The sequence below is a fragment of the Anoxybacillus tengchongensis genome, from assembly GCF_014201585.1.
In the GTDB taxonomy this organism is placed as follows: domain Bacteria; phylum Bacillota; class Bacilli; order Bacillales; family Anoxybacillaceae; genus Anoxybacillus; species Anoxybacillus tengchongensis.
Genome location: NZ_JACHES010000001.1, coordinates 346,876 through 370,790, shown reverse-complemented (window position 1 = coordinate 370,790; position 23,915 = coordinate 346,876). Strand labels below are relative to the sequence as shown.

The window sequence follows — 23,915 nt, the reverse complement described above, 5'->3', positions numbered from 1 at the left end:
CACTTATCGTATCATACGTTTATTTCTTTTTCCATAATAAATAAACAAAATAAGGTGCACCGATGAGCGATACGAGCACACCGGCAGGAAGACCGTCCGGTTCAATAAGATTTCGTCCAATCGTATCAGCAAGCAATAACAACGCACCGCCCATCAGCATGGCGACAGGTAAGCTTAACTCATTGCGCGGTCCAACAAGCGCACGAGCAATGTGTGGCGCCATTAAACCAACAAATGCGATACCTCCTGTAACGGACACTGCCGATGCAGCAAGTGCGACCGCTGTAAGCAATAAAGCAAGTCGTTCCCGATCAAGTGATAGCCCGATGCCGATCGCTACCGGGTCGCTCAATTGCAATACATTAAGACGATGAGCTTTATATAAAACAAATGGGACAAGAATAATAAGCCATGGCAATAAAGCAAGCACAAACGCCCAATCCGTTCCCCAAATGCCTCCGGCTAACCATTTCGCAATAAAATCAACCTTCGTGCGATCAGCACCTGAAACGAGCACAATCATGAATCCTGAAAACGCTGTTGCGCAACCGATCCCGATTAACACAAGTCGAATCGGTTGAAGTCCTGTTTGTTTATTGTATGATAACGCATAAATGAGGATGGCTGTAAGTAGCGCACCACAAAAGGCAACAAGCGGAATGATATAAGCAAACGATAGAGCTTGAATCGGAATAAATAAAAAGAACAGAGCAACCGCCACACCAGCACCAGCGTTTATACCGACGACACCTGGATCGGCTAAATCGTTGCGCATAATGACTTGTAAAAGCGCACCTGATAACGCTAATGCCATTCCTGCAAGCAACGTGATCGCGATGCGTGGTAAGCGAATGGAGAAAAGAACGAACTGTTCTTTAAACGTCCCTTCACCTAATAGCACCGGCATGAGCCGATCGAAAGATAAAGAGGAATAGCCTGTCCCCATGCTGATGATGGCCGTCATGCAAATGAACATAAGCAAAACGAGCAAAATGATGCGCTGTTTTTTTCGTAACTGAGGTACGATCATAACATTTTCTCTCCTTTACGCACAATGAAAAGAAAAAACGGAAGCCCCATAACCGCCACAACTGCAACAACGGGTGTCTCATATGGTGCATGAATCATTCGTGCGATTGTATCTGCAAACAACATAAACGTTGCCCCACCGATCGCGCTCATCGGCAAAATAAAGCGATAATCTGTTCCGACGAGCGAGCGAACGAGATGGGGAATCATTAAACCGACGAACGCTAAGTTGCCAACAAGCGCGACAGACGCACCAGCTAGTACAATAACGATGAAAAAAAGAATCGTTTTTACACGCGTCAGTTGCTGGCCAAGTCCGACAGCTACTTCTTCACTCATACTTAAAATCGTTAACTGTCGACTTTGCCAAAAAGCGAAAAGCAACGCGAAACAAATGAATGGGGTAACGATTTTCAGTTCATGCCATGTCGTCCCCATCATCCCACCAGCTGTCCACATCGATACATCTTTTGACACTTTATATATGAGTCCAATCCCTTCTGCGACCGCATATAAGAAGGTAGAAATCGCGGCACCAGCTAGTACAATACGAAACGGTGAAAATTGCTTTGCGCCAATACCGAATACAAGCAAGCTACCAAAGGCCGCTCCGACAAAGCAAGCGAATACGGTTTGCATATATGTAGCGGAAGGAAAAAACGCAAACATCACCGCTAACGCAGCATTCGCCCCTGCGGTTAAACCAATAAGTCCAGGATCTGCGAGCGGATTTCGTGTCATCCCTTGCATAATGGCGCCAGCGACAGCTAAAGCTGCCCCCACGACGACCGCTGCGACTTCACGTGGCAAACGAACTTCATAAATCATCGTTGCAACTTCGTTTGTCTTCGGTGCCGTGACAGCTAGCCATACGTCTTTCATTGTCGTTTCGGCTGCCCCGACGACAATCGCTCCAATAAATGTCGCAATAAATACAATGAAAGCGAGCGAAAATTTTTTTAGCATATGCATCCCCTCTTTTTCTCCATACATAAAGAAAGAGGAATTCACGACGAACTCCTCCTTCTTTTATATTACTCTCCTAAAAAGTGCTTTTTGAAAAACTCAAGCTGGTATTCTAATGTAATTGGATCGTTAAAGTAAAATTCTTTTGCATCCGCTTCAAAGACGCGATTGTTTTTTACTGCTGGAATATTTTTATACGTTTCTGTTTCTGTAAATGAAAGGTCGCCATCTGCATTTTTGCTGAAAATGACGTAATCGCCGGCAAATTGCGGAAGCACTTCGAGTGAAATTGCATAGTATCCATCTTTTAACGCATGTTCTTCTACTGCTTTTGGCATGTTTAATTTCATTTCTTGATATAAAATTTCTGTTCCGCGACCCCAGTTGTTGCCGAACACATACAATTGCTTATCGAAATTTTCAATGACCGAAACCGTTGCATCCTCACCAATTTTTGCACGAATTTTTTCACCGGCTTCTTGTGCCCGTTTTTTAAAGTCGTCGATCCATTTTTTCGCTTCTTCTTCTTTATTTAATAACTTTCCAATTTCTAAATGTTGTGTTAAATAGTCTACTTTTCCGTACGTATATGTGACCGTTGGAGCAATTTCTTTTAATTTATCTAAGTTTTTGTTTGTTGACGCTGCAATAATTAAATCTGGCTCAAGCTCGATTATTTGTTCTAAACTTTCATCTGTTACTTCTTTTGCATCTTTTAAATATGGCTCATAACGCGGGTTCATTTTTGCCCAAGAGTCCACACCAACAATTGGCACATCTAACGCCATCACACTACCTGCTAAAAATGATGATAAAACAACAACACGCTTCGGATGTGTAGGCACTTCAACTGGACCTGTTTCTGATTGATACGTCATCGTTTTTGGTTCGTTCGTTTCTTTTGTTGCCTTTTCTTGTTCGTTTTCTGCTGCTTCGTTACCGCACGCACTCAAGATGAGGACGAACAAAAGAAGAATGGACATCATTCGTTTTTTCAACATGTTGTGCATCTCCTTTTATTAAATGGTATGTGATACAAATTGGTTTGTTTGTTCGGGGGTCACGACCGATTTCCGCGTCAATATGAAACACATGTCGTAATACATCTGGCGTCATCACTTGTTCGCACGTTCCCGCTTGAACAATTTTTCCGTCTTTCATCGCGATCATATAATCAGCAAAGCGAGCCGCTTGATTTAAATCATGTAGCACCATGACGATCGTGCGTTTTTGTTCGTGGTTCAGACGTTGGAGTAATTCGAGCACTTCTAATTGATGAGCCATATCTAAATATGTTGTCGGCTCATCTAAAAAGATGATATTTGTTTCTTGCGCAAGCGCCATCGCAATCCATACCCGTTGTCGTTGGCCGCCAGATAGTGAATCAACCGAACGATGTTTAAAATCGATTGTTCCAGTCACTTCAAGCGCCCAATCGATGACTTCATAGTCTCGCTTCGTTAGCCGACCGAATCCTTTTTGATACGGAAACCGTCCGTAAGAAACGAGCTCGCCGACCGTTAAACCGCCAGGGCTTTCCGGCGTTTGCGGTAAAATGGCCATTTTTTGCGCTAACAGTTTCGTATGCTCTTGCGAAATTTGTTTGCCGTCTAAAATGACTGCGCCTTCTTGATGACGGATAATGCGTGTCATCGCTTTTAACAGCGTCGATTTCCCACAACCGTTCGGCCCGATAATTGTCGTGATTTTTTCATCTGGAATATGTACAGTTAATCGGTCGACAATGACGCGTTCGCCATATCCAACAGAAAGCTGCTCTGTATACAACCGCGGCATATATGTTTTCCCCCTTGAACGTCAAGTTGACTAATCGATATTGATAATTAATATCAATACATATTTTAAACTACATCAATTGATTATCATTGTCAATAAATTTTTTAAAAAAAACCAACTTCAATCAGTTAGAAGCTGGTTTTCGATGTACGTTTTTGAAAAAAGGTGGGCAGACACGGGCTTTCCAAGCACATATCCTTGAATTTCATCGCATTGTAACGAGCGAAGAATGTGCAATTGTTGCAACGTTTCTACCCCTTCTGCAATGACGCGTAATTTTAAGTTTTTCGCAAGTACAATGATAGCTTTTACAACAGCAACGTCTTCTTTTTCTTCTGTAATTCCGTCAATAAATGGTTTTGCGATTTTTAAACGATCAATTGGAAATTTGCGTAAATAACTAAGTGACGAATAGCCGGTTCCGAAATCGTCAATAGAAATGCAAACACCGAGCTGTTTTAATTGTTGTAATTTCTGGATCGTATATTGTTCGTTAAATACAGCAACCCCTTCTGTAATTTCTAAATCGAGTTTGTTTGGGGACAAGTTCGTTTGTTGTAAGACTGAATGAATATGTTCAACAAAGTTTTCTTTTAAAAATTGTTTTGGTGAAATGTTGACGCTCATACGAAACGATCGCCCGATCTGTTCGTTCCATGCTTTCACTTGACGACATGCTTCTTCCATCACCCATTCACCAATCGCAATAATTTGCCCTGTTTCTTCGGCAATCGGGATGAACACACTTGGTGAAATCATACCGAGCTTTGGGTGAATCCAGCGAATGAGCGCCTCCATCCCAATTAATTCCCCTGTTTGCACATCAAATTGTGGTTGATAAAATAGCGTAAACTGTTTTTTTTCAATCGCTTCGTGAAGCGCAGTTTCAATAGTCGTTTTTTGTAAGATAACGCGATCCATTTCACCGTTAAAAAACTGATATTGGTTTTTCCCTTGTTCTTTCGCGCGATACATTGCCATATCAGCATGTTTCATTAACGTATCGCCCGTTTCCCCATCATACGGATACACCGCTACTCCTACGCTAAGCGATACACGCATATCTAAATGTTGAACAGCGATCGGTTGCTGACTGATAGAAACGATGTCATTGACAAAACGACGAAGCTCATCGATATGATGTAACGGTGTAAAAATAATTGTAAATTCATCACCGCCTTGTCGAGCGACAATGTCGGTTGGGCGGGCTTTTTCTTTTAATACCTTTCCAATGTGTACAATTAATTCATCCCCAATGTGATGGCCAAAATAGTCATTAATATGTTTAAAACGGTCAATGTCAATAAAAATGACAGCGAGACAACGTTGCTCATTTTTAGCACGAATGATCTCCCGCTCAAGCTTGGTGACGAATGCTCGCCGATTGAAAAGTCCTGTTAAAAAATCGTGATTTGCGGCATAAGCAAGTTGTTCGTTTACATATGTTAACTCCCTTGTTCGTGTCGCGACTTTCTGCTCTAAGTCGTCATTTAATATTTGAAGTCGTTGCAAAAGCTGTCGATTTTCTTGTAGCGTCATAAATTGACGAATGAAAATCAATCCGGCCGCAAACACAAGACAGGCGATGACGATGCGATCGTCTGGGGAAATAAAAGGAACACACATTAAAATAAGAAAACATACATACGGAAAAATGACTTTGATGACGGAAAGATGTTCTCTTTTTTGAAACAATAAATCTCCATCTTTGGCTCGATAGCCTGACAACCCGATCATAAGTACACTTAAAATCCATAACGGATCTAACCATGAATTGGATTCATAATGAAATTGCATCATTTGTACGAAATAAATAGTATCTGTAAATACAAAACATCCAACACCGACAATATTCCATAACCAAATGCGGCGAACGTTTGTTGCAAAAAAGAGAAACAAAAGTAAAAATAACATGACGAGATCAAGAAGTGGATAAGTAACTAAAATAGAAATGTATAACACTTCTTCTTCCAAATAGGTGATCGGTTGAACAATGTATATCCAGCTATATGCCATAATGACGCATGTCACAATGAGCGCATCCCATAATGACTGCCATATGACAACGGTTTTTTGCTGTTGCATCACGATATATACTAACGCTGCAATGCAGGCAAGAGAATATAAAATATAAAATACGTCTGCCCACCCTGGAAACGGTGGCTCTGTTTGTAACGCCCATTCATATATGCGATAAATCATTTCAGCAATAAAATAAAAAATTGCACCAGCGGTCATCCATTTCCAAAATACACGTTCATTTGTTTTTATACGAATGGACGCTCTCCATAATAAAAGGATTGAAAGAAATATGCCACCTAACGAAAAAAATGAGCCAACAATCACTTCTGTTTGTCCAGACATAATAAATAATGCCATGTAGTAAGCGATGATATATAAAAATACGATGACTTGCACTCGCATCCCTCCTTCTCTCACATCATATGCGCAAGAAAAAGAAACGAATAGGACAACTAGCCGAGCGCTTAAAAATGTGTTTTTTTTAGTTGTTTATTTAAAACAATGTTTAATATATTGGGAGCGCATTATTGTTCGTCAATTCATAATGCAAGGAATATAATTGTATTACAACAATAACAAGGAGTGATGTTCCATGCTTTTTGCTAAATATAAAAAACAGTTTCCGCCATTTCACTTAGACAGTAGAGAACCTATTGTACATACAACAAATGAAGTGAAAGCACGATTGTCTTACATGGGAGTGAAAGAAGGACATTTACAACTATTGCGGGAAATAAAACCGCTCGTTATGGAACATGTTGATGAGGCAGTCGAAGATGTGCTTAATCATTTATACTCGTTTTCACTATTGCAGTCAGTCGCACATGCAAAAACGACGCGGGAACGTTTAAAACAAGTATTTGTTGAATATGTTGACTCTCTCTTTTCAGCAACAATTAATGAAGATTATATTTCTTTTCGGAAACAGCTCGGTAGTAATCATCATAAACGTGGCTTACCAATCGAATGGATGATCGCAACATATGAAGCAATTGTAACAGCTCTGCTTCCACGCCTATTAACATATGCGGAACAGGAAGGGCGAATTGATCGGTGGACTCACATAATAACTGCTCTCTTTCATCTTATTAACTTTGACTCACAACTCATTATGAGTGCCTATATGGATGATCGAATGCAACAGTTGGAGCAACTAACTAAAAAACAAACCGCTACTCAATTACAATTACGTGATATGGGTCAGCAGCTTGCCGCTTCAATTGAACAAACGGAGGCAGGGCTAAGTGAAGCCGGAGAAAAAGCAAGAAAAGTGAGAGAACAAACAGAAATGACGCAGAAAAGCAGTCAAAACTTATCTAGCCTTATGAACTCAACAGAACAACAAGTTGAACAAACGCGCAAAACATTCGATGAAGTGGTGGATAAAGTAAACGATGTACTTACGATTTTACAACAATTATCTAACTCATCTGAAAGTATACGTAATACGTCTTCTCAAATTCAAACGATTGCGGATCAAACAAATTTGCTCGCTTTAAACGCTGCAATTGAAGCGGCTCGAGCAGGAGAAGCAGGAAAAGGATTTGCTGTCGTTGCTGATGAAGTACGAAAACTAGCTGAACATACAAAACAAATGAGCACACACATCATTGAAGGAATAGAAACGAACTACCATCAAGTTGCAACCCTTGTCCACAAAATGAACGATATGAGTACAATGGCAAAAGAAGCTTCTAGTCAAGTTGAACAAACAAAAGGAGCAATGGTTGCTTCAAAAATGGAACTCGATCATCATACTCATCTGTTCCAAGAAAACCAACAACAAATCGACTATATTTTGCGATCAATTGAAGAAATTCATCGCGTGATGAAACATTTATCTTCCTTGTCTATGCAATTAGTCGAACAAGCGGAATAAACAAGGGGTGCTTCTCCCCTTGTTTATTGTTTATTTAGAACAATGTTTAATAAAAATAAAAAAGGCGTAAATGAAACGGTTCTCAACTAGGAAAACCGTTTGAACGTACGGGCAAGGTTGCGTGCTTTCGTATATAAAAGTGTGGCAGCAGATTGCATACATTGTTCTACAGTCATCGGTTTTGTCGCAATCGCATCGCAACTAACAAAATATGTATATAGTTTTTCAAATCCATCGCCGAGACTGCCGGACAATAAAAAAGCAGGGACGTCATATTCGTTCGCCAGTTGTCCAACGTAACATGGAACTTTCCCGTACAACGTTTGCTCGTCGCTTTGCCCTTCTCCCGTAATGACAATATGTGCACATTTCATTTTTTCCGGCAGTTGCACCGTTTCCCCGACAAGTTTTGCTCCAGAAATTAATTTTCCTCCAAGCAATAAAAAGGCAAAACCTAAACCGCCTGCCGCTCCAGCTCCCTGCTCATGTGCATATGAACGACCAATTTGCTGTTCAATGGTTTGTGCATACGTATGTATCCATTGATCTAATATACGAATCGTTTCATCATTTGCTCCTTTTTGCGGTCCAAATACGTACGATGCCCCTCGCTCCCCATAAAGCGGATTATCGACATCACATGCAATGAGAAACTCGCTTTCGTATACACGTCGATCAACGGATGTCATATCAACATAGGCAATATGCGGTAAAGAAGACGGGATCGGAGGCAACGGTTCTCCTTTGTCGTTCGTAAACGTCGCACCGAGCGCACATAACATGCCGAACCCACCGTCGTTTGTACTACTTCCGCCAAGCCCAATGACGAAACGGCGATACCCCGCATGAAGCGCTGACATAATCATTTCCCCAACACCATACGTGGTCGTGTGAAGCGGATTGCGCCTTTCCATTGGAACGAGCGGCAAACCGATGACTTGAGCAACTTCAATGACCGCTGTATCTTGAACAACACCATATGCCGCCTGCCTCGTTTCAAAAAGCGGATCGCGAACTGTGACATATTGAACGGAGCCGTTCATCGCGGAAACGATCGCTTCCATCGTCCCTTCTCCCCCGTCTGCCATCGGAACAGCGACGACTGTCGCTTCTGGATATTCACAGCGAAACGCTTCTTCAATAATCGTGCACACTTCGCCCGCTAATAAACTTCCTTTGAATGAATCGGGTGCAATGACTACATTCATCCGCTTACCACCTTCTTTAATACATTTTTTCCGTCTTGTCGAACAAATACAACAGTCATAATCGTTCCACGTTCACGCGAAAGCGGTTCGTATGTCATCATTCGTTCATCATCACGATAAGGGGAGCGATATAAATCAAATAAAAATGTTGTCTCATCAATCGAATCGATAAATATAATTTCCGCAAACCATTCACCGTTCACATACGAAAGCAGTGGACCGTCTTGTCGTTCAATGGAAATGAGTTTTTTTTCGTCACTAATTTCACAGAAAGCGACGCCAACATCATCTCCCGCACAAAAACCGATCAGCGGTTCTGTCGTCGTAAATGTGAGCGTCTCTCCTTTGACTTGTACATCAACCGTTCGCTCATGGGCGCAAATAAACATACCTTCAACATAAAATAATTGTTTGTCACCACATTCCATAAGTCATTCCCTTTCCAATGATGTTCCTTAATAATAAATAATAATACAAGTGAAAATGTTTTCACAACATCATTCCTTTTGTTAAAATGGTAGTATGCTTTACGATAAGGAGGCGTTGTTATGTTAGAAAAACAATTACAAAAATACGCACAACTTGCTGTGCGTGTTGGGGTAAACATTCAACCTGGGCAAACGTTGTTTATTAACGCTCCGCTACCGTCTGCTCCACTTGTGCGCGAAATTGCTAAAAAAGCGTACGAAGCTGGGGCAAAACATGTGCATGTCGAGTGGAGCGATGAAGAAATCACGTACATAAAATTTAAACACGCGCCAGAAGAAGCGCTTCATGAGTACCCGACATGGCTTGCGAAAGGACGCGAGGAAGTCGCCGAAAAAGGTGGAGCGTTTTTAAGTATTTATGCACCGAATCCAGACTTATTAAAAGATATTGATCCTGCACGAGTAGCTGCAGCAACAAAAGCAGCAAGCATGGCGTTGCAACATTACCGTAGTCGCTTAATGGCCGATCATAACTGCTGGTCTTTAATTGCTGTGCCGACACCAGCATGGGCGAAAAAAGTATTTCCGAATATGGATGAGGACGAAGCTATTGCAAAGTTATGGGACGTTATTTTCCAAGTCACTCGCGTCGACCAAGACGATCCGATTGCTGCGTGGAAAGCGCACAATGAAAAATTAGCGCGCATTGTCGATTATTTAAACAACAAACAATATAAACAACTCATTTATGACGGACCGGGCACAAATTTAACTGTTGCGTTGCCGGATGGACATATTTGGGCTGGTGGCGCAGCAAAAAGTACAGACGGCATTGTATTTAATCCAAATATGCCGACAGAAGAAGTGTTTACGATGCCGCATAAAGATGGAACGAATGGTGTTGTGCGCAATACAAAACCGCTGAACTACGGCGGAAATATTATTGACGGCTTTACACTTACATTTAAAGATGGTAAAGTTGTCGATTTTACAGCAGAAGTTGGCTACGATACGTTGAAACATTTGCTCGATACAGATGAAGGTGCACGTCGATTAGGAGAAATTGCACTCGTGCCACATCGCTCGCCAATTTCACAATCAAATCTTGTGTTTTATAATACGTTATTTGATGAAAATGCTGCCTCACATTTGGCGCTTGGCAAAGCGTATCCGACAAATATCGAAGGCGGCACAAATATGCGCACAGAAGAATTGCTTGAACGTGGAGCAAACGATAGCTTAGTGCATGAAGATTTTATGATCGGTTCTCATGAATTAAACGTCGATGGCATCACAAAAGACGGTGTGCGCGAACCGATTATGCGAAATGGTGAATGGGTGATTTCTATTTAAAGATGTTGCGGCGTTTGTCCGCAACATTTTTTTTCATTCGCATATATTGGCAAAGAGAGGAGGAGCGAGGGATGATCAAACAATTTATTGCCAACAGCGGCATACTTATTGCTGGTTTTTATTTAATTAGTAAATTTTTCCCTTTAAACATTCATAAACAATCTCCTTTTTATATGCGCCTACTTGCTGGGGCTTTTTGTGGCTTATTAAGCATTGTGCTTATGCTTTTTTCCATTCCACTTGGACATGGAGTTATTGCGGATTTGCGCCACATTCCACTCATTGTCGTCAGCTACTACGGCGGCATGCCAAGCGCACTGGCGGCAGGGATCATTATGGGAGCAGGACGATTTTTATTCGGCAATATGTTTGCATCGCTCGTTTCTTTTTTTATTTCTCTTGCGATTGCAATCGGCTGTGGGCTAATAAGTCGCTGGATGAAGCGAAACATCGCGGTAACAACGTTTTGGATGAATGCTTACAGCATGTGTTTCATTTCGTTTGCCTTATTCATTAATATTCCAGATCGCTACATTTACACTGAAACGTTAGTCATTTTCTGGCCCATCTCGATTATCGCCACATATATAGCTGCTAATATTTGTAAAGATATTCGCCAATCAAAAGATTTATTGCAACATTATAAAGCATGGGCAACGACTGATTTTTTAACGGGGCTTTATAACGTTCGTCAGTTTCATACTGTATTAAATGAAAAAATGGCACAAGTCAAGCAACAAAACAACTGTTTAGCGCTTATTTTATTTGATATTGATCGCTTTAAATCAGTAAATGACGTGTACGGACATGATGGTGGAGATGTCATTTTACGTCATCTTGGTGAGCTCATTCGCTCGCTCGTTCCGAAAAACGGCCTAGCCTTTCGCAATGGTGGTGAGGAATTTTCGATCCTACTTATAAGTTGCGAACATGAAGCAGTAACATTTGCCGAGCATGTCCGAACAACGATTGAGCGTTATCCATTTGTCGTACAAAAACAAACGGTGCATATTACAGTTTCTATCGGCATTTCACTTTTCCCGACGCTTGCAACAAATGAAACAGAACTATTTAAACAGGCGGATATCGCCTTATATGAAGCGAAACAGCAAGGACGAAATCGTACGGTTGTATATAAAGGAACACTTGCATGAAATGCCAAACTATACGACAATAAAAGTAAAAACAATTAAAGGAGCGAAAAATATGAAACAACGATCGAAGTTATTCATTAGCATCGTTGCAGCTTTCACATTGCTCTCTGCTTGCAACGAACAAACAACTGCCCCAGCAAAGCAGCCTGTTGCAAATAAAGAGCAACAAAAAAAACAAGCCCCGCTTGAATTGACACCTGTTGAAAGTACGAATCAACCGTTTACAATTTCATTATTACCAAAGTTTAGTTTAGAAGCAGAAGAACCAGGAAAAGATGTCGTCATGCATGAAAGCGAGCAAGAACAATGGATGCGCATTGAACTTTTGCCGAAAGAAGCGAAAGACCAAATCGAAACGTACGCAAAAGAACGGGCCACGGCCGTCTCCGAACAAGCTACACCGTTTGAAGGAACGTTGCCGTTTGAAGACGCCATCGTATATGAAGCCCCGGTCGATGATAGTGTCGTTTATATTATTGGTGTAACAGGAGATGCCCCGATGTTTTTAACGGTGTTTACGAAAAAAGAAGATAACTGGCTTGAGCCATTTATGACGATGGCAAAAACAATTAAACGTACAGCAACGATCGAAAATGAAACGGGCGAACAAACAAGCGAATCATTTTACACATATAAAAGTAGCAATCAACCGTTTCAAGCGAATATTTTAGACGGTTATCAAGCAGAAGCAATTGAACCAGGCAAAGATATGATTTTTCTTGATGAAGAAAAATCATCGATGACGGTCGAACTTATTGATGAAGGGGCAGATTGGTCACTTATCGCAGAACAAGCTGAACAATATGTAAAAGCGAGCAGTAAAGACGGAACGGTCGAAAAAATAACGTGGACAAAAGGAACGCGTTTGAACGGTGCGGATGTATATAAAAGTGCCATTGCAGATGGCGAAGTGTATGTATTCGTTGTAAAAAACGGAACACCGATGCGACTGACTATTTTTGTCCAACAAACAAATGAGTTAGACCCGTTTTTACAAATGGCAGAAACGATTGACCGCATTGACTAAGGAGGGAGTTTTTTGGAACTGTTAGAAGCGTATCGATCATTATGGTCAAACCGTTCGCTACCCGCAACGGAAAATGAAGCAGAAGAAGTGTTAATCGATGCGATTCGGCGCGATTTATTAGATGAAATGACACATCCGCGTTTGAGAAAATCGCCTTACGAGAAATTTTCACTGGCGATCAAGCGTATTGCGTCATCATCGCTTGATGCTAAACAACAATACGAACTCGTTCGTTTATACGTACAACAGCTCGAAAACTTGCCTTCCCGCTAAGGCAAGTTTTTTTGTATAACATCCCGTCATTTGCGCAAAATACGTAGCGAATATGATACGAGGAGGTTTTACGATGGATCCATTTCGTTCATTAGATGTCATGCGACGGGATATAGAACGTATGTTCTCTAACTTCCCTTCGCTTTTCTCGCACGTAGATGATGTGTTTCGTATGCCTCGCGTCGATGTGCATGAAAATGAAAAAGAAATAGTCGTAACATGTGATATTCCAGGGCTAGAACGAAAAGAAGACGTCGATATTCATATTGATCATCAAACGCTGTCGATTAGTGGACACGTACGCCGGCAACATGACGTGCACGATGAACATATGCATCGGCAAGAGCGGTTTTTCGGAAGGTTTTACCGTACGATCCCTCTCCCTTCCCCTGCTGCCCATGAAAACGTGCAAGCATCGTATAAAAATGGGGTGCTTGAAATTCGCATTCCGAAAGTACAAGCGAGCGACAAAAAACGAATTGACGTACAATTTCATTAACACCGGCCATATCGCCGGTGTTTTTTGAAACTTTCTTTTTTGTTACACGTATATATACACGAGGTGAGCGGAATGGATGACAAATCGTTTTTAATCGATCAATTACGCGAAATTGAAAAATGGGAAAAAGAACAAAAGCGTATTTGGTTTTGGGAAAAAATAAGCCGTTTGCCATTTGTTTTACTTGACCGTTTAACACCGGCATGGATACATAAAAAAATGGCACATCTTCTTGATGAGCTTGGCCAATATATTCAAACAGGTGGACAATATTTAGTGAATAAAGAAGCCGTCCTATCTTCATTTTATGGTAGGATCACGTTAAATGAGGTACGTGCGATTCCGTTACAAAAGATGAATGAAGCTTGTGAGAAACTTGTAGCAAAACGTAAAACGTTCGCGACATATCAAGGGGCAGCGACAGGCTTTGGTGGCGCATGGACGTTACTGCTCGATGTTGCTGTCGTTCTCGGAACAGCTTTAAAAACATTGCAAGAAATGGCGATCATATACGGATTTGATCCACATGAAAAAGAAGAACGATTGTTTATCGTAAAATGTTTACAATTCTCGCTCGCTGACGTCGTTGGCAAGCAAGCGATTTTAAACGAATGGTCATCCAAGAGCGAACAGCAAACCATTTCTCAATTGCAAGGATGGCGAGAAATCGTTTGGGCGTTTCGCGATCAATACGGTTGGAAAAAATTATTTCAAGCTATTCCGATCGCAGGAATGGTATTTGGCGCATGGACGAATCAAGCAATGATTGCTGATATAGCTGAAACGGGTGCGATGTTTTATCGAAAACGGCGCATTATGGAAAAACTTCAAGAAATGAAAAAGGCGGGAGAACCCGCCTAACATTTCGTACATGGAATGACCGCATCATGAAGCGCCATGTTTACTTGTTGGTCATATTGGTTTCGTTCTTCTTCTGTCCAATTGAAATATGATTGCATATATGCAACGACTGCTTCTTTTAGCTCGCGAACCGCAGCGATGTCGAAAAAGAGGGCCCCTGTGCGACGAATGAAAAAGTCAAGGGGTGTGACGGTCATTTCGTGTTCGAGCGCATATACACACATCACATACCAATCGAGCGGAAGGGACGTTTTATTTCGATCATATGTGTTTGTAAGGGCAAATAAACGATCGACATTCGTGCCGTATCGTTGAACGAGTCGTTTCGCTTCGTCTTCTGTAAATCCGTAAGCAATCCCTTCAGCTACTTTTTTTGACATAAACGTATGCCATTGATTTGCACCGCCAACGTCCCCGCCGGAAATCGCCAAATGTTTTGTTTGACAAGGTGAATACGTCTTTCCTAGCTGTTTAGCAATAAGATCAACGACCGTTTCCGCCATTTTTCGATACCCTGTTAATTTTCCACCTGCAATTGTAATAAGGCCGGAAGGAGATTGCCAAATTTCATCTTTTCGAGAAATCTCTGACGGATCTTTTCCTTCTTCGTAAATTAAAGGACGTAAACCAGCCCAACTCGATTCAATATGCTGTTTTGTAATATGAACAGAAGGAAACATGTAATGAATGGCACGCAATAAATAGTCGCGATCGTCACTTGTCATTTTCGGATGAGCACGATCGCTATCATAAAACGTATCTGTTGTTCCAACATACGTTTTCCCATCGCGCGGAATCGCAAATACCATGCGACCGTCAGGCGTATCAAAGTATACCGCTTGTTTAAGCGGGAAATGTGCTTGGTCAATGACAATGTGCACACCTTTTGTTAAACGTAATTTTTCTCCGACATTTGAACCATCTTTTTCACGAAGTATATCAACCCATGGACCTGCCGCATTGACTATTTTTTTTGCATATATTGTAAACGTTTGCCCTGTGATTTGCTCCCGGCATATGACGCCAATGACACGTCCGTTTTCATCGTACACAAACGATTCCGCTTGTACGTAGTTTACCGCATGTGCTCCACATTCTACCGCTTTTTTCACCACTTCAATCGTCAGTCGGGCATCATCTGTTCGATATTCAACATAATAGCCACCACCGAGCAATCCATCTCGTTTAATTAACGGTTCTTTTTGTAGCGTCTCATCTGCTGATAACATCGTTCGTCGTTCTCCTTTTTTGACGCGCGCTAAATGATCGTACACCCATAGCCCGATCGATGTGCTCCATCTGCCGAACGTGCCACCGCGATGAATCGGCAATAACATCCATTCCGGAGTTGTCACGTGCGGACCGTTTTCATACACGATTGCCCGCTCTTTTCCTACTTCTGCGACCATTTTCACTTCGAACTGTTTTAAGTAACGTAATCCGCCATGAACGAGCTTCGTTGAACGGCTTGACGTACCTGCTGCAAAATCTTGCATCTCAACAAGCGCTGTTTTCATTCCGCGCGTCGTTGCATCGAGCGCAATGCCACAACCAGTAATTCCTCCACCAATGACGAGCACATCATACGTTGTTTTGCCCATTTCCTCAATCATTTGCATCCGTTGTTTTGCTGAAAACATAACGATCCCCCCTTGTAAAAACAAAAAGAGACCAAAACAGGCACAATAAGCTTTTGCTTATTATGCATGTATGGTCTCTCTTCGTCTCTTGACATGTATGAACTTTAGTTTCATTGTATCATATGCGTGGAAAAAGGCAACTGTTTTGCACAAAAAGCCATTTAATAGCTGAGCGTGGCTTGCATAAGCTAATATTCATTCCTTTTTCTTTATATTTGTTTACAATCTGTCTCGCGTTTAGTCGCTTGTTTTCCTTTCTTTTTCTTTGCACGCGATCTCTTCCTTTCTCATCTCTTTTACATATTTACGAATGACAACATAAAAAGTTTCGCGCACGATTTACTTTTTTCCTGCATATATTACGAACAAACGTATGTTATAAGGAGTGAATGCTGATGAAAAAAGATTTGTCTCATATGCTCGATTCATTTTTCGATGATCGGTCGTTAAAAAAAATGTTGCATGCGCTTGATGAATATGTTCATCGCACATTTTCACCTGTTTATATTCCGATTGATGTGCGTGAAACAAATGAAGAATATGTCATCATTGCCCATATTCCAAACGCAAAACGTGACGGTATTCATTTGCAGTTCATAGATGATACACGCCTGTTACTATCGGTCATTTACGATGAACAGACGGAAACAATTGATGATGAAAAGAAAATTGTTCATCGCCAACGCACATATGAACGAGCGACGAAATCTATTTTTCTCCCTTATCCTGTGAGTGAATCAGACATTCACGCATCATTTCAAGACGGTAAGCTGATCATTCGTCTCCCGCAGAAAAAAACATTTATCCCAATTGAATAACGATACGAAAAAACGCAAACGTTACAATTTAAACGTTTGCGTTAATCCTTTCACAAGCCCGCTCATTTGGTTCATGACTTGCACCGCCTGCCCCATCGTATTCATCATTTTTGTTATATCGTACGTTCCTTCTTTTGTTTTAAACTGCTCAAGCAAGCTTGGCGGTTTCGTGTATGGAGACATCGGCGGCATAAAAGGAGAAACGGTTGGTGGAGCGAATGGAGACATGGACGGTACAACTGGCGGAACGACTGGCTGAGTCGGAAACGAGGTCGGTTGGGAATAGTATGGATAATAATGAACAGGTGGAATATGTGGCATTTGCATGGTAGACCATGGTTGATACATAGCTTCTCATCTCCTTTCATCACATCATATTCGTTTTTTAGCTAAATGGTTCGTGACTAATCATGTCAATCGATGTCGGAATTCTCAATTTTTTGAATTTAACATGTCGTCTTTTTTTATGTTATGATAAGTGCAAAAGGGGGAGGGAATAATTATGACAATTATTGAATTAAAAAACAAATTTATTGCGACAAAACAATATGAGCCGATTGACGCAAACGAATTGCTTGATTTTGCGCGCCAACTGTATTTGCGCAACGAATTGCCGCTTGGTGTGTATCGCCATCTCGTGCGCGATTTAGAAGCGCTTGGTGCTTACAAACCTGATGATGAACGAGTAAAACAATATTCAGCGAGCGCTGAATGATTTGTCCCCTCTTGTGCCATGCTAAGTGAGACGTTAGCATGCAAAAGGAGGATGATGGAAATGGGTCGTGGTGTTCATTTTCACCATAAGAAAAAAGGGCATGAAAGCGAAAAGCCGAAACATGGCGAATTGGCGTCATCGAAAGAACGTGAAGTGGTTGACTACGCCATTGATACAGTAGGAAATGAAGAACATCGTCCGGTGACGATTGAACGGGTAAAAGAATAGAAGGTGGCTACTATGCCACCTTTTTTATATCTTTTATATCGCTGGAGCGAACGTATATATTTCTCTTTTTTCCATTTGTCGTTCGATGTTGTCGAGTTGGCGTTCGATATCTTGTAAACTATCTTGCTGCATATCGTAATGTGTAGCCATTTGTTCTTCTGTACGCTCTTTTAATTTATTTTCCAACTGCTCAATCTCCTCAAACAACTGTTGTAGTTGCATTTGAATATGTTCCATCCTCCAACTCCCCTTTCGACCTTTGCCATACACATTCGCCATCTTTCACTTCCTCCCTTCTCACTTGACAAAACTAGAAGAAATTCGGCAAACAAAGTGTTATGTGTACAAAATTCGACAAATCCATGCGCATGTTTTTGACATGATCGGTCAAAATAAAAAGACGAAAGGGGGCATTGTGATGGCCAAAAAAGAACAAAAGAAAAAACAAAAGCCGAAGCAAGAAGAAACGACAGGTTTTGGCGACAAAAAGCTAGAAGGTCCAGACCGTCCTTCTACATAAAAAGACAGGGGATCACGTTCCCCCTGTCTCTTTCTCTTCATTCATTTTATCTAAAATAGAGATCGCATCAATTAAATGATTATTAAAAATTTGTTTGGCAATGTGTAACAAATCGACAATCATTGGATCACGTAATGAATAAATTACTCGATTCCCATCTTTCGTTCCATACACAATGTTTTTTGAACGTAACACGCTCAGTTGTTGGGATACGGCAGATCCTTCAGCACCGATTAACGTTTGTAATTCGTTGACGTTTTTGTCCCCTTCTGCTAATAATTCTAAAATACGAATGCGCAAAGGATGGGCTAAAGCCTTGAAAAACTCCGCTTTAAATTGCTGTAATTCTAGGTTCATTTGTTTCCTCCAACATATTCTGTTTTAAAATGATTGACCGCTTGTTCTGCTTGAATATGACATAACTGGCGACACTCTGAAAAGGCAAAATGCTTACAACCAACACATTGCGTTTGGTTAATGTGTAAAAAAGCGGTTTTTAGCGCCTCCCCTGTATGCTCGAAAAAGTTTTCTTCGCCAATTTTATCATATAATCCACATCTTTTTAACATCTCTTTCGGTTGTTGTTGTATACCGGAAACGAAAATAATTCCACCTTTCGATTGAAAATGCTCAACAAGACTTGCTAAATTCGCTTCCCCTGTTTGGTCCATATACGGTACTTTACTCATGCGTAAAATAAGAACACGCGGGGTATGGTTTATTGTCGACATAATCGATTGCTCAAACATTTGAGCTACACCGAAAAACAATGGACCATCAATTGTATATATACTAATTTGCGGGCAGTCTCTTCCTTGTTCAACCATTCGGGGACTGACTTTTTTCTTTTGTTCATCTGGAAGTACTTTGAATACTTGAAATACATCTGTCATTCTTTTTACAAACAATAGTACAGCTAAAATAAGACCTACTTCTACAGCAATAGTCAAATTTACAAAAATTGTTAAAACGAATGTGATGACAAGCACAATCGAATCAGCTGATTTCATTTTTAACACATGTATAAACTCTTTCCGCTCACTCATGTTCCAAGCAACAATCATTAAAATCGGTGCCATACTTGCTAGCGGAATATGCGATGCATACGGTGAAAAAACGAGCAAAATGGCGAGAACAACAAGGCCATGGATGATACCGGACAATGGAGACGTTGCTCCACTTTTAATATTCGTTGCTGTTCGTGCGATTGCACCTGTCGCTGGAATTCCACCAAAAAAAGGAGTTACTATATTGGCAATTCCTTGTCCGATTAATTCACGATTGCTATGATGTTTTTCTCCTGTCATTCCATCAGCAACGACCGCCGATAACAAAGATTCAATTGCGCCAAGCATCGCAATAACAAAAGCTGGTCTAATCATCTCATATATGTGCTCTAGTGTGAAATGAGGAACCGAAACATGCGGAAGCGTATTTGGAATTTCCCCATAAACAGAGCCGATGGTTGCTACTTTATTTTCGAGTAAAAAAAAGGAAAATAAACTTGAAACAACTAAACTTAATAATGGGCTCGGTATTTTAGGGGCAACTTTTGGCGCAAGCAACAGAACGACAAGCCCTATCGATGCAATGATAACACTATATATATTGACATCATGAAGATGTGTCCATATTTCCTTCATATTATCAATAAACGCTTCATGTTTTCTTACATTTAATCCTAAAAAATTAGGGATTTGACCAGCAAAAATAATAACAGCAATTCCTGCTGTAAATCCGATCGTCACAGGACGGGGAATAAACTTAATAAGAGAGCCTAAGCGCAACACTCCAAATAACACGAGCATAATTCCTGATAAAAAACCGGCGACAAGTAAATTTTCATATCCATATGTTAATACAATACCTAATAGAATGGGAATAAATGCCCCTGTAGGTCCTCCAATTTGATATTTTGATCCACCAAAAAGAGAAATGAGAATACCTGCAACGATTGTCGTATAAATTCCGTACTCTGGGTTTACACCGGAAGCAATCGCAAACGCCATCCCGAGCGGTAAAGCAATCACACCTACAATAAACCCTGATATTAAATCTTTTTGAAAATGAGCCATAGTGTATCCTTGGAACCGCTTCAAAAAGTACCCCACCTTTTTTTATATATTCAAATTTTTGAATATACATATATACAAAATATTTATATCACTTTCTTATTTTCATGTCAAATCATCTTTCTTTTTCTAATTTTCGAGCAAATGACGAACAACCGAAACATATGATATAATGTTGAACATTCAAGGGGGGATGATATGTTGAAATATCCGAATGGGCGACCGTATAAAAAAAAAGAAAATGAACAGACGTTGCGCACTTCCGCTGCCGATACGTATGGAAATCGAGGGATGACGCTCGAGGCAGATTTAAATGAAACGAACGCTTATTATTTAGCTCAAGGTATTGCCGTCATTCATAAAAAACCGACGCCTGTGCAAATTGTGCGCGTTGATTATCCGAAACGAAGCGCTGCCGTCATTAAAGAAGCGTATTTTAAACAACCGTCCACAACGGACTATAACGGCGTATACCGTGGGAAATATATCGACTTTGAAGCAAAAGAAACACGAAATCGTACATCGTTTCCGCTTCAAAATTTTCACAAGCACCAAATTGAACATATGAAACAAGTGCTAGCCCACGGAGCGATTTGCTTCGTGATTTTGCGTTTTACGACGTTTGATGAGACATATTTATTGGATGCACATCACCTCCTTGAATATTGGGAGCGCAAGCAACAAGGTGGTCGCAAATCGATAACAAAGGCGGAAGTCGAACGACATGGTTATGTCATTCCGCTTGGCTATCACCCACGAATCGATTATATTCAAATTGTGGACAAACTATATTTTTAGAATAGGAGGAACGATATGGCGAACTATCGTTCACGAACAGAACGAAAACAAGCGGAACAAAAAAAACAACGTCCGCGTGAGCGAGGGCGTTCAATGATGAAAAAAATTGTGCTTATTATGTTGCTGATCATGACCATTGGTATGTTTTCTGGTGTAGCAGCGTTTGCGTGGATGATTAAAGATGCTCCTCCACTTGATGAAACGTTGTTGCGCGATCCTTTAGCGTCGATCGTGTACGACGGAAACGGTAAAAAAGTGGCAGAACTCGGGCAACAAAAACGCATTTACGTATCGTATAAAGATATTCCGAAAGTGCTTGAAGAAGCTGTACTCGCCACAGAAGATGCTCGCTTTTACAAACACCATGGCTTTGATATTGTACGCTTTTTCGGAGCCGTTGTAGCGAATATTCGCGAAGGATTTGGAGCTGAAGGTGGAAGTACAATTACACAACAAGTCGTAAAACTTTCTTTTTTAACACCTGAAAAAACGTTGAAACGAAAAGTACAAGAATTATGGCTTGCCATTCGGCTCGAGCAAAAATATTCAAAACATGAAATTTTAGAAATGTATTTGAATAAAATTTATTATTCAAACCGAGCCTACGGCGTCGCAAAAGCAGCCGAAACGTACTTTGGCAAAACGGATTTATCACAATTAACGCTTCCAGAAGCAGCATTGCTCGCCGGTATTCCGCAAAGCCCGAACAATTACAATCCGTTTACACATCCAGAAGCGGCAGAAAAACGGCGAAATACTGTATTGTCGCTTATGGCTAAACATGGATTTATTTCAAAAGAAGAAGCCGAAGAAGCGAAAAAAGTACCTGTACAATCACTATTAACAGAAAATAAACAACAAAGTACGATCCCGTACGATTCATTTATTGATCAAGTGATTGATGAAGTGACAGAAAAAACAGGCCTTGACGTGTTCACAGCTGGATTACAAATTTATACAACGCTAGATCCAAACGCTCAGTCGTATGTGGAGGAATTACTCAATTCCGACGAGGTCATTCGCACAAACAAGGCTGATTTCCAAGCCGGCATTGCTCTTGTAGATACAAAAACAGGGGAAATTCGGGCACTTGGTGGCGGACGTAAAAAAGAAGAAGGAGTTACGTTTGGATTTAACTATGCTACAGATACACGGAAACAGCCCGGCTCAACGATTAAGCCGATTGTCGATTACGGTCCAGCAATTGAATATTTAAAATGGTCGACATACCATCAATTAAAAGATGAACCGTATCAATACTCGGACGGAACGCCAATTAAAAACTGGGACGGCAAATACGAAGGACAAATGTCGATGCGAACAGCGCTTGCCCGTTCTCGAAACATTCCAGCGCTAAAAGCGCTCCAAGAAGTCGGCTTAGAGCGAGCCAAACAATTTGCGAACAAGCTTGGCATGGGCTTTGAAGAAATGCATGAAGCATATGCGGTAGGTGGCGTCGGCAAAGGGGTATCTCCATTGCAAATGGCAGGTGCATACAGTGCATTCGGAAACGGTGGCATTTATATTGAACCGCACGCTGTAAAAAAAGTAGTATTCCCAGATGGAACAGAAGCAGATCTTCGTCCAGAGCCAAAAGCTGCAATGAAAGACTATACAGCATTTATGATTACCGATATGTTAAAAACAGTCGTTCAGTCAGGAACAGGGACAGCAGCAAACGTACCAGGGCTTCATATTGCGGGAAAAACCGGAACGACAAACTATGATGAAAAAGATCGTCGTAAGTACGGTCTCTCAAAAGGTGCCGTTCCTGACAGCTGGTTCGTCGGCTATACGCCAAACTATACAGCGGCGATTTGGACCGGATTTAGCAAAAAAAGTAGCGAAGCGTATTTATCAAAATACGAACAACAATATGCGAAGCAATTGTTTAAACGCGTCATTTCTCACGTAGATGATGGCAGCGGCGGTGACTTTAAACAGCCAAAAAGCGTTGTCAAGCTAGCCGTAAAAAAAGGAACAAATCCGCCAAAACTAGCGAGCGAATATACGCCAAAAAGTGAAATTACGTACGAATATTTTGTTCGCGGTTACGAAGAACCAACAGAAGTAGCTGAAGATAAACAAGAAGTGGTTGAACCAGTAAAAGACTTACGAGCACAATACGATCCAGCGACACAAACCATTTCATTGTCGTGGTCATATACAATCGATCCAGAAAAAGATATATCGTTTGAAGTACGGCAAACGGTAGATGGACGTAAACCGACCGTCATTGCTAAAACGAAAGATTCACAGCTGACCGTTGATGCGAAAGAAGGCTCGGGGTACTTGTTTGAAGTATATGCCGTCGCAGCAGATGGCACAACAAGCGCACCAACTACAGTGCTTGTGCAAATTCCGAAAAAGGAACCGGAGCAACCAAAAGAAAATGAGACACCGGAACAACCGGGAAACGGAGAAACCCCGGAGACGCCAACAAATCCGACCGAGCCAAATCCAAACAATCCGGGGACACCGACAAACCCGACCGAGCCAAACCCAAACAATCCGGGGACACCAACAAACCCGACAAACCCAAATAACAATTCATCAACAAATTCGTCGGGAACAAACAATCAACAACGAAATGGAAACAATGACGGGACAACAAATCGTTAATAATAA

The 23,915-nt window shown here is 41.1% G+C and carries 24 protein-coding genes; 12 read left to right on the top strand and 12 right to left on the bottom strand.

Translation table 11 applies throughout. From position 1 onward, the window contains the following. Nucleotides 1–19: 19 nt before the first annotated feature. The 5 genes from HNQ82_RS02065 to HNQ82_RS02045 form a co-directional block, all read right to left on the bottom strand. Nucleotides 20–1,030 (bottom strand): FecCD family ABC transporter permease, encoded by a 1,011-nt coding sequence (locus tag HNQ82_RS02065; protein ID WP_183246722.1) that lies wholly within the window; start codon nt 1,028–1,030, stop codon nt 20–22. Continuing rightward, nucleotides 1,027–2,001 carry a FecCD family ABC transporter permease gene (locus HNQ82_RS02060; protein WP_183246856.1) on the bottom strand — a complete coding sequence of 325 codons (975 nt, stop codon included), beginning with the start codon at nt 1,999–2,001 and terminating at the stop codon, nt 1,027–1,029. Before HNQ82_RS02060 ends, HNQ82_RS02065 begins: the two co-directional genes overlap by 4 nt. A 62-nt stretch (nt 2,002–2,063) precedes the next feature. Next, complete coding sequence (locus tag HNQ82_RS02055) at nt 2,064–2,996, bottom strand: iron-hydroxamate ABC transporter substrate-binding protein (RefSeq protein ID WP_425486231.1); 933 nt, start codon at nt 2,994–2,996, stop codon at nt 2,064–2,066. Then, complete coding sequence (locus HNQ82_RS02050) at nt 2,932–3,792, bottom strand: ABC transporter ATP-binding protein (protein ID WP_183246720.1); 861 nt, start codon at nt 3,790–3,792, stop codon at nt 2,932–2,934. Before HNQ82_RS02050 ends, HNQ82_RS02055 begins: the two co-directional genes overlap by 65 nt. A 120-nt stretch (nt 3,793–3,912) precedes the next feature. Continuing rightward, on the bottom strand, nt 3,913–6,216 hold the full coding sequence (locus HNQ82_RS02045; RefSeq protein WP_221260968.1) for a putative bifunctional diguanylate cyclase/phosphodiesterase: 2,304 nt from the start codon (nt 6,214–6,216) through the stop codon (nt 3,913–3,915). Nucleotides 6,217–6,406: 190 nt separating this feature from the next. Here HNQ82_RS02045 and HNQ82_RS14770 point away from each other — a divergent pair, with 190 nt between their 5' ends. Continuing rightward, on the top strand, nt 6,407–7,693 hold the full coding sequence (locus HNQ82_RS14770) for a methyl-accepting chemotaxis protein (protein WP_183246716.1): 1,287 nt from the start codon (nt 6,407–6,409) through the stop codon (nt 7,691–7,693). Nucleotides 7,694–7,779: 86 nt separating this feature from the next. Here the strand turns inward: HNQ82_RS14770 and HNQ82_RS02035 are convergent, their stop codons facing one another. Then, nucleotides 7,780–8,901, bottom strand: coding sequence for a glycerate kinase (locus tag HNQ82_RS02035; protein ID WP_183246714.1), 1,122 nt, complete (start codon nt 8,899–8,901; stop codon nt 7,780–7,782). Further along, on the bottom strand, nt 8,898–9,329 hold the full coding sequence (locus HNQ82_RS02030; protein ID WP_183246712.1) for a hypothetical protein: 432 nt from the start codon (nt 9,327–9,329) through the stop codon (nt 8,898–8,900). The genes HNQ82_RS02035 and HNQ82_RS02030 overlap by 4 nt, the downstream gene beginning before the upstream one ends. 120 nt (nt 9,330–9,449) lie before the next feature. Between HNQ82_RS02030 and HNQ82_RS02025 the strand changes: the two genes are divergently transcribed. The 6 genes from HNQ82_RS02025 (at nt 9,450) to HNQ82_RS02000 (ending at nt 14,496) form a co-directional block, all read left to right on the top strand. Then, nucleotides 9,450–10,682, top strand: coding sequence for an aminopeptidase (locus HNQ82_RS02025; RefSeq protein ID WP_183246710.1), 1,233 nt, complete (start codon nt 9,450–9,452; stop codon nt 10,680–10,682). A gap of 71 nt (nt 10,683–10,753) precedes the next feature. After that, nucleotides 10,754–11,836, top strand: a complete 1,083-nt coding sequence (locus HNQ82_RS02020; protein WP_246348805.1) for a diguanylate cyclase — start codon at nt 10,754–10,756, stop codon at nt 11,834–11,836. A gap of 52 nt (nt 11,837–11,888) precedes the next feature. Further along, on the top strand, nt 11,889–12,863 hold the full coding sequence (locus tag HNQ82_RS02015; protein WP_183246852.1) for a hypothetical protein: 975 nt from the start codon (nt 11,889–11,891) through the stop codon (nt 12,861–12,863). A 12-nt stretch (nt 12,864–12,875) separates the two neighbouring features. After that, nucleotides 12,876–13,136, top strand: a complete 261-nt coding sequence (locus HNQ82_RS02010; RefSeq protein WP_055440613.1) for a hypothetical protein — start codon at nt 12,876–12,878, stop codon at nt 13,134–13,136. A gap of 73 nt (nt 13,137–13,209) precedes the next feature. Continuing rightward, nucleotides 13,210–13,635, top strand: a complete 426-nt coding sequence (locus tag HNQ82_RS02005) for an Hsp20/alpha crystallin family protein (RefSeq protein WP_183246708.1) — start codon at nt 13,210–13,212, stop codon at nt 13,633–13,635. Between the two features lie 72 nt (nt 13,636–13,707). Then, complete coding sequence (locus HNQ82_RS02000; RefSeq protein WP_183246706.1) at nt 13,708–14,496, top strand: EcsC family protein; 789 nt, start codon at nt 13,708–13,710, stop codon at nt 14,494–14,496. Here HNQ82_RS02000 and HNQ82_RS01995 read toward each other — a convergent pair. Continuing rightward, the gene (locus HNQ82_RS01995) at nt 14,493–16,136 is read right to left on the bottom strand and encodes a glycerol-3-phosphate dehydrogenase/oxidase (protein WP_183246703.1); all 1,644 of its coding nucleotides are present in this window, start codon (nt 16,134–16,136) and stop codon (nt 14,493–14,495) included. The genes HNQ82_RS02000 and HNQ82_RS01995 overlap by 4 nt on opposite strands. Before the next feature lie 395 nt (nt 16,137–16,531). Between HNQ82_RS01995 and HNQ82_RS01990 the strand changes: the two genes are divergently transcribed. Next, nucleotides 16,532–16,954, top strand: a complete 423-nt coding sequence (locus tag HNQ82_RS01990; RefSeq protein WP_183246701.1) for an Hsp20 family protein — start codon at nt 16,532–16,534, stop codon at nt 16,952–16,954. A gap of 21 nt (nt 16,955–16,975) precedes the next feature. Here the strand turns inward: HNQ82_RS01990 and HNQ82_RS01985 are convergent, their stop codons facing one another. After that, entirely contained in the window at nt 16,976–17,302 is a 327-nt protein-coding gene (locus HNQ82_RS01985; RefSeq protein WP_183246699.1) for a YppG family protein, read from the bottom strand. 154 nt (nt 17,303–17,456) lie between these two features. Between HNQ82_RS01985 and HNQ82_RS01980 the strand changes: the two genes are divergently transcribed. Continuing rightward, nucleotides 17,457–17,669, top strand: coding sequence for a YppF family protein (locus HNQ82_RS01980; protein WP_183246697.1), 213 nt, complete (start codon nt 17,457–17,459; stop codon nt 17,667–17,669). A gap of 60 nt (nt 17,670–17,729) precedes the next feature. Next, the gene (locus tag HNQ82_RS01975; RefSeq protein WP_183246696.1) at nt 17,730–17,897 is read left to right on the top strand and encodes a hypothetical protein; all 168 of its coding nucleotides are present in this window, start codon (nt 17,730–17,732) and stop codon (nt 17,895–17,897) included. A gap of 33 nt (nt 17,898–17,930) precedes the next feature. Here the strand turns inward: HNQ82_RS01975 and HNQ82_RS01970 are convergent, their stop codons facing one another. The 3 genes from HNQ82_RS01970 to HNQ82_RS01960 form a co-directional block, all read right to left on the bottom strand. Further along, nucleotides 17,931–18,134, bottom strand: a complete 204-nt coding sequence (locus HNQ82_RS01970; RefSeq protein ID WP_183246694.1) for a hypothetical protein — start codon at nt 18,132–18,134, stop codon at nt 17,931–17,933. A 295-nt stretch (nt 18,135–18,429) separates the two neighbouring features. Next, the gene (locus tag HNQ82_RS01965; protein ID WP_183246692.1) at nt 18,430–18,774 is read right to left on the bottom strand and encodes an ArsR/SmtB family transcription factor; all 345 of its coding nucleotides are present in this window, start codon (nt 18,772–18,774) and stop codon (nt 18,430–18,432) included. Then, complete coding sequence (locus HNQ82_RS01960; protein WP_183246690.1) at nt 18,771–20,516, bottom strand: SulP family inorganic anion transporter; 1,746 nt, start codon at nt 20,514–20,516, stop codon at nt 18,771–18,773. The genes HNQ82_RS01965 and HNQ82_RS01960 overlap by 4 nt, the downstream gene beginning before the upstream one ends. 171 nt (nt 20,517–20,687) lie before the next feature. Between HNQ82_RS01960 and recU the strand changes: the two genes are divergently transcribed. After that, nucleotides 20,688–21,287, top strand: coding sequence for a Holliday junction resolvase RecU (gene recU / locus HNQ82_RS01955; protein WP_183246688.1), 600 nt, complete (start codon nt 20,688–20,690; stop codon nt 21,285–21,287). Nucleotides 21,288–21,302: 15 nt separating this feature from the next. Next, nucleotides 21,303–23,909: a transglycosylase domain-containing protein gene (locus tag HNQ82_RS01950; RefSeq protein WP_183246687.1), complete on the top strand. Its 2,607-nt coding sequence runs from the start codon at nt 21,303–21,305 to the stop codon at nt 23,907–23,909. Nucleotides 23,910–23,915: the final 6 nt, after the last annotated feature.

Coding starts and splice junctions, on each gene's coding strand:
- HNQ82_RS02005 (WP_183246708.1), top strand. CDS start 13,210: ATGGATCCATTTCGTTCATTAGATGTCATGCGACGGGATATAGAACGT.
- HNQ82_RS01975 (WP_183246696.1), top strand. CDS start 17,730: ATGGGTCGTGGTGTTCATTTTCACCATAAGAAAAAAGGGCATGAAAGC.
- HNQ82_RS02025 (WP_183246710.1), top strand. CDS start 9,450: ATGTTAGAAAAACAATTACAAAAATACGCACAACTTGCTGTGCGTGTT.
- HNQ82_RS01995 (WP_183246703.1), bottom strand. CDS start 16,136: ATGTTTTCAGCAAAACAACGGATGCAAATGATTGAGGAAATGGGCAAA.
- recU (WP_183246688.1), top strand. CDS start 20,688: ATGTTGAAATATCCGAATGGGCGACCGTATAAAAAAAAAGAAAATGAA.
- HNQ82_RS02030 (WP_183246712.1), bottom strand. CDS start 9,329: ATGGAATGTGGTGACAAACAATTATTTTATGTTGAAGGTATGTTTATT.
- HNQ82_RS02035 (WP_183246714.1), bottom strand. CDS start 8,901: ATGAATGTAGTCATTGCACCCGATTCATTCAAAGGAAGTTTATTAGCG.
- HNQ82_RS01970 (WP_183246694.1), bottom strand. CDS start 18,134: ATGGAACATATTCAAATGCAACTACAACAGTTGTTTGAGGAGATTGAG.
- HNQ82_RS14770 (WP_183246716.1), top strand. CDS start 6,407: ATGCTTTTTGCTAAATATAAAAAACAGTTTCCGCCATTTCACTTAGAC.
- HNQ82_RS01980 (WP_183246697.1), top strand. CDS start 17,457: ATGACAATTATTGAATTAAAAAACAAATTTATTGCGACAAAACAATAT.
- HNQ82_RS02065 (WP_183246722.1), bottom strand. CDS start 1,030: ATGATCGTACCTCAGTTACGAAAAAAACAGCGCATCATTTTGCTCGTT.
- HNQ82_RS02000 (WP_183246706.1), top strand. CDS start 13,708: ATGGATGACAAATCGTTTTTAATCGATCAATTACGCGAAATTGAAAAA.
- HNQ82_RS01965 (WP_183246692.1), bottom strand. CDS start 18,774: ATGAACCTAGAATTACAGCAATTTAAAGCGGAGTTTTTCAAGGCTTTA.
- HNQ82_RS02060 (WP_183246856.1), bottom strand. CDS start 2,001: ATGCATATGCTAAAAAAATTTTCGCTCGCTTTCATTGTATTTATTGCG.
- HNQ82_RS02055 (WP_425486231.1), bottom strand. CDS start 2,996: ATGTTGAAAAAACGAATGATGTCCATTCTTCTTTTGTTCGTCCTCATC.
- HNQ82_RS01950 (WP_183246687.1), top strand. CDS start 21,303: ATGGCGAACTATCGTTCACGAACAGAACGAAAACAAGCGGAACAAAAA.
- HNQ82_RS01985 (WP_183246699.1), bottom strand. CDS start 17,302: ATGTATCAACCATGGTCTACCATGCAAATGCCACATATTCCACCTGTT.
- HNQ82_RS02015 (WP_183246852.1), top strand. CDS start 11,889: ATGAAACAACGATCGAAGTTATTCATTAGCATCGTTGCAGCTTTCACA.
- HNQ82_RS02045 (WP_221260968.1), bottom strand. CDS start 6,216: ATGCGAGTGCAAGTCATCGTATTTTTATATATCATCGCTTACTACATG.
- HNQ82_RS02050 (WP_183246720.1), bottom strand. CDS start 3,792: ATGCCGCGGTTGTATACAGAGCAGCTTTCTGTTGGATATGGCGAACGC.
- HNQ82_RS02020 (WP_246348805.1), top strand. CDS start 10,754: ATGATCAAACAATTTATTGCCAACAGCGGCATACTTATTGCTGGTTTT.
- HNQ82_RS01990 (WP_183246701.1), top strand. CDS start 16,532: ATGAAAAAAGATTTGTCTCATATGCTCGATTCATTTTTCGATGATCGG.